Annotated in this window: 5 protein-coding genes; all 5 read left to right on the forward strand. The window is 40.4% G+C overall.

The features are described 5' to 3' along the window. The first annotated feature begins 421 nt into the window (after positions 1–421). Positions 422–916, forward strand: coding sequence for a hypothetical protein (locus FAZ19_RS23650; protein WP_136823253.1), 495 nt, complete (start codon positions 422–424; stop codon positions 914–916). A 245-nt stretch (positions 917–1,161) separates the two neighbouring features. Then, on the forward strand, positions 1,162–1,698 hold the full coding sequence (locus FAZ19_RS23655) for an STM3941 family protein (protein ID WP_136823254.1): 537 nt from the start codon (positions 1,162–1,164) through the stop codon (positions 1,696–1,698). Then, entirely contained in the window at positions 1,698–2,369 is a 672-nt protein-coding gene (locus FAZ19_RS23660; RefSeq protein WP_169305772.1) for a hypothetical protein, read from the forward strand. Before FAZ19_RS23655 ends, FAZ19_RS23660 begins: the two co-directional genes overlap by 1 nt. A 662-nt stretch (positions 2,370–3,031) precedes the next feature. Further along, positions 3,032–6,223 (forward strand): hypothetical protein, encoded by a 3,192-nt coding sequence (locus tag FAZ19_RS23665; RefSeq protein ID WP_136823256.1) that lies wholly within the window; start codon positions 3,032–3,034, stop codon positions 6,221–6,223. A gap of 28 nt (positions 6,224–6,251) precedes the next feature. Continuing rightward, on the forward strand, positions 6,252–7,647 hold a 1,396-nt coding region (locus FAZ19_RS23670; RefSeq protein WP_188876240.1), incomplete at its 3' end, for a putative Ig domain-containing protein.

Raw genomic sequence — 7,647 nt, forward strand, 5'->3', positions numbered from 1 at the left:
AGTATATGGTCCCTATTCAAGGAAAGATTACCTAAAAAAGCGGAAGGAGTTGGGCGTTCCGGAAGAGTTGACCTTGAAATTAGATGAGGATGGTGATAAATGACCCTTTGGCAGATGCTTACGTGGGGATGACACCCTATGGTTTTGTGGCCAACCGTCCTATAAATTATTTGGATCCAAACGGTCGGAAGATTGGGGACAGCTTTTTCCGTTATTTCAATTTCAAAAACTGCTCAGTTGGGAATAGAAGTCGCTTCGCAGTATTTAGATAAATTTGGAAATCATGTAAGAAATGGTGTAATTTTTCCATATCGATTTCCTTAATAAATAATATGAAATATCGATGTAGCGAAGGTACACAAACACGAAGGAATGTAATTTGGATATTCCATATGGCCATTGAAAATAAAATTAAATACGTATGAAAAAAATACACAAATTGAAAGTTATTGCTATTTCAATGATATCTTCCATCTTGACATTGTATACGTCTTGTGATTTTATTGCTGCAGGAAGTAATTTAATGGCAGAGCGGTATGAGTTTGAAATTTCGAGAGATTCGATTATGCAAACTTTGATGAATTTTAATGCAAAACAAATAGCGAGCTTTAAGGATTCCATCTTTAGAGTTGGAAAAGGTGACCCATATTTCTATGAAGGATATGCTATTAACTTTAGCCACAATGAAATTTATTACCTTTCAATTCCGATAGCTTCCTCTAGGTCCCATGAGCTACTACTTATATCTGTTCGAAATATCCAATCTGGAGAAATATTTATAATTAATAAAGAGCCAAACAGTAAACACGAGATTACACTGAGGAAAACCATAATTAAAAATTTTGAGCAGCGAGTATTGGATAAATTAGGAGTTTGGTATGTAAACAAGGGAAATGCAATGAATAAGGGGTATTAATGGACATTGCTTCTGTTAACGTACTCTGATGTTGGAACAACTGGGGGTAGATGTGATAAAATGAGAAAACACATTTTTCTAATTTTTACTTTATTCATTTGTTTTTATATTTTATAAAAGTCGTCAACTTTTGAGTTGATGAAATCGCTAGCGGTTAGATCTCTCCTCATCCTAGTATGATACTACATCAGTTGTCGGTGGTTGGGGAGGTAGTGCTATTGCTGAAACTATATATGAATACTAATATGGATATTACAGTTTTTTTTAACACAAAGCGTAAATGGATTTTAGCAATAGGTCAATTGATTTTTATCGCTATTGGAGGTTATCTATTTTTTTATCCAGAATTATTGAGCTCTGTTTTAGTTCGTAATGAAACAATTATTCGAACAATTGGCGCTTTCTCACTAATATATTTTAGCTTTATTTTCTTGCTTTCAATTAAGATTTATTTCAGAAAGGTAGCATTGATTGTTAGTAGGAAAGGACTTATAGATAGCTCTAATTCACTAAGTGTCGGTTTTATACCGTGGAGTAGTGTTGTGGATATTTGTCAGATTCATGAGGGTTCAGTAGCTATGGTAAAGATAGATATAACTAATTCCGAGCTTATTATTGATAGGGAGAAGAATTTTATAAAGAGGCTGCTTTTAAGACGTCAGAATAAAAAATTAGGCTCCCCAATCGTGATTCCAATGATAGCCTTAAATACTTACGTGGATACACTAGAGAGACAATTGACGGAAAAATGGGAACAATACAAGCTAGCTTCTGAATCTTAATGAAAAATAAAGTCAGTATGATGGTGATCAAGAGCATTATTTTAGCAATGATGACCGCCTTAGTGGCGGTATCCTGCGGGCCAGGATTTGGGGATGTTTCAAGGGACCTCAGTGGAGGTTATGAATATTTATATGAAGGATCTGGCGCTCGTTTACTTGGCCCAAGTTGGGGTAGGCAGATTTATCCAAAAGTGGTCGATTATGATTTTGATTCGACCTTTATCATTGTGGTACAAAAGCCATCTTTAAGCGACTATAAGGCATTTTTACATGGTAAACTCTCAATTGAGTATGGAGTCTTTATCGATTATGAAGATGAAAATACCTTGAAAATAGATGTTGATTTTTTAGAAAGATATCTGTTTCCTGATAGTATATTATATCGAAATATGCAATCCAGGGGTATATCCACGACGCGTAGCACAGCGGATTTTAACCTCATGCAGAGCGTTATAGACAGCCTGTTTCAGTATGATCCGTATTACGTGGACTTGTTTTCCCGGCCGGTCAATTATTGGATCATCTCGCATAGAGAACAAAATGAACATGATTACATCCCTATGTCGAAAGTATATGGCCCGTATTCAAGGGAAGATTACCTAAAAAAGCGGAAGGAGTTAGGCGTTCCGGAAGAGTTGACCTTGAAATTAGATGAGGATGGTGATAAATAAGGTACATCCAGTCAAGGCTCAACACAATATGGTTTGCGCTTGAAGAAATTAAGAAAATCGAATGATCCTGCAGCCTGTCGAACATTCCACAAGGGAAGTTCAAATTCTAGCATCCTCAAATTTTCTTTCTTTATTTCAGTCATAATTTGAGTTCTTTAGGTATTTGTATCAGCTTTGTCCCAATTAATCGGGTTTTACAGACCGCGACGAAATCTGCAGCCCCTTCCATCTAGGATAATCAGAGTTTTATTAAAATGCAATAAATCTATCAATTTACAGCCATTGGTGAGATTTCATTAGACAGGAGCTATGATGGATATGGGGGCATATGAAAATCAAGCAATGCCTCAGAACCAAGTAAGTTTATTGAGTTGTATAATTTCCACCAAGTGCGGCCGTGGATTGCAAACAAAAGTTGAGATAACTGTGGTACGTTGTTGGTAACAACTTTTCTATCTTAATGGATATTGATGAAGCCGATATCCTTACTTCAGCCGATTAGAATATGGTATTAATAATTAGTAAATAATTATTTTATAATTCAGTCTTTTTATGGCAGTCTATATCAATTTTATATGAATTTTTAAGTATCGTATTGTTGGTTTGAGCGACAAGATGTAATCTTGTGTATTAATTAATCTAGAAAATTCGGAGTTGATCTTATGAGAAAAAAAGTGGTTGTTCCTTTATGTCGTCGCCATCTGCGGAATAGAAGTTGTAGAATAGTACTGTCGGCATTCCTTTTACTACTTTCTGGGAAAGAACTAATGAGTCAGGATATACCAAATGGTATGCTTGAATTTGCTCCTTCACCAACTGCGGCAGAAATGGAAAAATATATTTCTACTCCAGTGGGACTCTTCACAGGTTCTATAGAACAAAACATTCCCCTTTACGAACTGAAGACAAAAAATCTGTCGGTTCCTATTTCAGTTAGGTATAGTTCCAACGGTTTGATCGTAAATAAAGCCTCCTCAAATATAGGTCATGATTGGAATCTTTCATATGGTGCTACGCTTGTGAGACAGGTTAGGGGATATCCCGACGACGCGAACAGATTTAGCCGGGAAGCTTTTCCCATAGATCTAAAGGATTTTAGAAGAAATACAGTTGTATCAAGTTCGGACAGAACGAGAATTTTTGATTTTTTTGCAACATGGCATCAGGAGGTTGATACAGAACCCGATATGTTTTCGTTTTCGGTTGGCAAGTATTCCGGTCAGTTCTACGTTGATAATAATCATCAGGTCGTTCTTGTTCCTTATCAAAAGATTAAGATCGAACAACCCTTGAAATACAACACATTTTCGATCACTACACCGGATGGTGTTAAATACGAATTTACTTCTGGCGAGTTCTCTGGAGAAGGACTAACGAGTTCGATAACGAGCTATTCACTTTCGAGAATTATTCATCCTCAGGGTGATGAGATAAAGTTTTACTACAAATTTTCAGCAGCATATCAAATTAAGACTGCAATAACGGATAATAGATCTTATGTAATAGCCACGTCTTCAAATGCGCAGACCCCGTGTCCATATGACCTTGGAGTAAAACAATTTGCGGAGCTAAAGAAAACTCGTATCATGACGCTGGTAATAGATTCTATAGTCGCAAAAGGATATGGCAAGGTTGTTTTTGATAGTGATAACAACCGATTGGATCTACCTGAACGTAAGATAAATGGATTGAGTGTATACGATTATAGGGGAGAACTTCTCCGATCAGTAGACTTCTTCCAACATTCACAATATAGCTCTGGGTTTTCCAATTCTGTTGCATTGGATCAGATGAATAATAATACATCGAAAGACGACGTTCGCTACAGACTTTTTTTGGACTCGATGTTCATAAAGGATAATGTAGCAAACAATGTCCAACGGTACAGTTTTACATATAATGATATTACGGAACTACCGATCAGGCTATCCTATGCGCAGGATCATTGGGGATATTTCAACGGAGCCTTCAATTCCAGCCTTCTTCCTGACAGGGTCCCTCCGGTTATCAAGTCAACCTATTTCCCTGCAGAGCATACAAATGCTGATAGGAACCCTAATGCATCCTATTCTAAAAAGGGCGTATTAAAACGGATCGAATATCCAACGGGTGGATACACTGTTTTCGAGTATGAATCACATACAAATGAAATTGGAGCGGCCATCGGAGGTATTCGGGTGTCCAAACAAATAGACTATCTCTCACTGGGATCGTCTGCCGTAACGAAGACCTATAAATATTTTGAAGGAAGAACAAATGTATATAGTACTTTGACCGGAGAATATTTTGTTGCATTTAATTTTAGCTCAGAGTGTATTAACATTGGCGAAGATCCTTTTAACGATGATGGGGTTCCAATGCCTTACACAACACAATATACCGTTTACTGGCTGAGATCGAACTGGATAAACCCGACATCTATATCAAGCGTCTATAATTGTGGATACCAACGGGTACAGATCCATAATAACGAGCCAAATAATGGATGGGAGGAACATGGTTTTACTGTAGAGTTCGACACAGATGAGAGCGAAACTATCTATGGGACGTATACCATGCTCCCAAATGGGAAAACCAATGGTGGATGGAAATCTGGCCAAAAGAAATTTGTTAAGTATTTTTCCAAAGAATCCAAGCTTGTTGAATCAATAGAATATGGGTATACTGATCACCCTGCGTACGAAAAAACTAAGTACTATCCTGTTATTCAGCTTATATCTCTGCCGCAACCTGGTATAGTTTGGGGATATGACAAATTGAATAATTATTTTAATATGGGGAAATATGCCATAATTTCAAAGTGGAACTATCTTTCTTCCGAGAAACGGACGGTATATGATAAAGATGGTTTTAATCCTGTTATTTCCCAAGTTAATTATTACTATGATAACGTCGTCCATGCACAATTAAGTCGTCAAACGGAGCAAATGAGCCGGGGGGTACTTTCCGAAACGCAGTACCTATATCCCCAGGACTATAGTATCGGCTCGGCTAATTTTAGCGATCTCACAAATAAATATATATTGAATAAGCCAATTGATGTTAGAACACTACGAAACGGCACCGGTGTCTCTGCTCAACAGTTCAGGTATAATAACCTTGGTCAATTAGAGGATATGCTTGCTGCCGATATCGCGCAAGGTGAAGCGCTGCCGCCAATCAATCCAAGTATTCCATATACGCTTCCGATCTCCATGATCTTGAGGTATGACATTACGGCAAATACGATCAGCTATTCCAAGGAAAGAGAAGGACCTGTTGTTTCATATCTCTGGTCACATAATAATATCTCGCTTTTAGCAAAAGTTGTTAACGCTTCTTATAATGATATAGCATATGCTGGCTTTGAAGGCACTGAAAAAGGGAACTGGATATACAGTGGACCTGCCTATAACCTAATGCCTTACACGGGTAATGGAAGTTATATCCTTAGAAGTAACACACCGCTGAGCAAGAGTGGATTGAACAGTTCCAAGACATATATCGTTACGATGTGTGTAAAAGGTCAGGCTATACCGACGTTCACTGGCGGGGTTCAGGTTTCCATAAGTTCTGTTCCGTCTGCAGACGACTGGTACGAGTGTCGTTATGTTTTTCGAAATGCTACATCGATCACGATCGGTTCCTCTTTAACCAGTGGGACGTTGATCGACGATGTTCGGCTATATCCAGTCGACGCACAAATGACCACCTATACTTATGATCCTTTGATAGGGATGACGAGTATGACAGATCCGCGTGGCATTACGGAGTATTACAAATACGACGGCTTCCAGCGACTGAAGGATGTGCTGGATTTCGAGAGCAATGTATTGAAAAATTATCAGTACCACTATAAACCCGGCACTAACTAAAAAAACACGATCCCTTATTGATCAGGATATGAAGCTATCATCCATTAAACTATATAGTTACCTGTCGCTGCTGTTTGCAGTGCAGTTCTTAAGCGCCGGAGCGCAGACCGATACCCTGAACGCACATATGCAGTCTGTCGTCCCGGCTTCCATGATGAACATGTCGCAGCTGCTACCGGAGGAGGGGATGGTGCAGCCCCTATCGACGGGTGCACCGGTTATCAGCTACGGAGCGGCACGTACCTTTGCGGTGAACGAGCAGATCAACTGGTCACCGACGAACAGCGGTGATGCGGCAACATTCTCGGTCACGGTTGAACAGACACTGCTATCTGGCTATTACAATTCGCTGAATACGGCGAGCGCTGCTGACGGATCGCTGTATATCACCAATACGGGCTACCATTCCATTTTGAAGCGTACAGCCGCAGGCGTGCAGACGGTTTTTGCGGGTGGCAACAGTACGGTCTATGGCTATGTTAACGGTACGGGTACGGCAGCACGTTTCCGCCATCCTAGCTTTCTGGCCATAGATGCCTCTGGCAATATCTTTGTCGCCGACCAGCAGAACCACCGCATCCGTAAGATTACACCTTCTGGCGTGGTAACCGTATTTGCAGGGAGCGGGAGTATCGGCTCAGCTAATGGTACGGGTACGGCGGCCTCGTTCCATTATCCGATGGGGCTTGCATTCGACGGATCGGGCAACCTTTATGTAGCTGATGCCTATAACCACCGTATCCGCAAAATCACACCGGCAGGTGTGGTAAGCACATATGCGGGCAGTGGGACAGCGGGATTACTGGACGGAACATTGTCGACTGCCAGGTTCAATTACCCCATTGGACTTTCCTTTGACGGTAACGGAGAGCTGTATGTTGCCGACCGGTCAAATTTTGCCATCCGAAAGATTAGTGGAAATAACGTGACCACGGTCGCTGGTAACGGCACCGCTGGGAATATCGACGGTCTAGGCTCGGCGGCACGATTTCATGCTAACAATCTAGTTGTAGACAAGAGCAATATATACTTTGTTGACCAAACCTACAGCGGACTAAAACATATCTCCCCTTCGGGCTATGTTACGACAATTTCGACAGGCGGTCAGTTTACCAACCCTTTCGGGATCTCACGGACACCCGACGGCAAATACCATATCACAGAGAATACATCACACCGTATCAAAAAGGTGAATATACAGGCAGCTTATAGCATTAGTCCGGCACTTCCTAGCGGTCTAACATTTGATCATTCCACAGGAAAGATCAGCGGTAAGCTATCTGCTGTTACGGCCAGTCAGAGCTATACGGTGACTGCGCGAAATACCAGCGGGACAGCCACTTCGATCCTCACTTTTTCAGTGGGCGGTTCTTCTGGAGGTGCCAATTTCGGCAGCAGCGACCAGAACTATATCCTGGAGACCG

It is taken from the genome of Sphingobacterium alkalisoli, from assembly GCF_005049105.1.
Classification (GTDB): domain Bacteria; phylum Bacteroidota; class Bacteroidia; order Sphingobacteriales; family Sphingobacteriaceae; genus Sphingobacterium; species Sphingobacterium alkalisoli.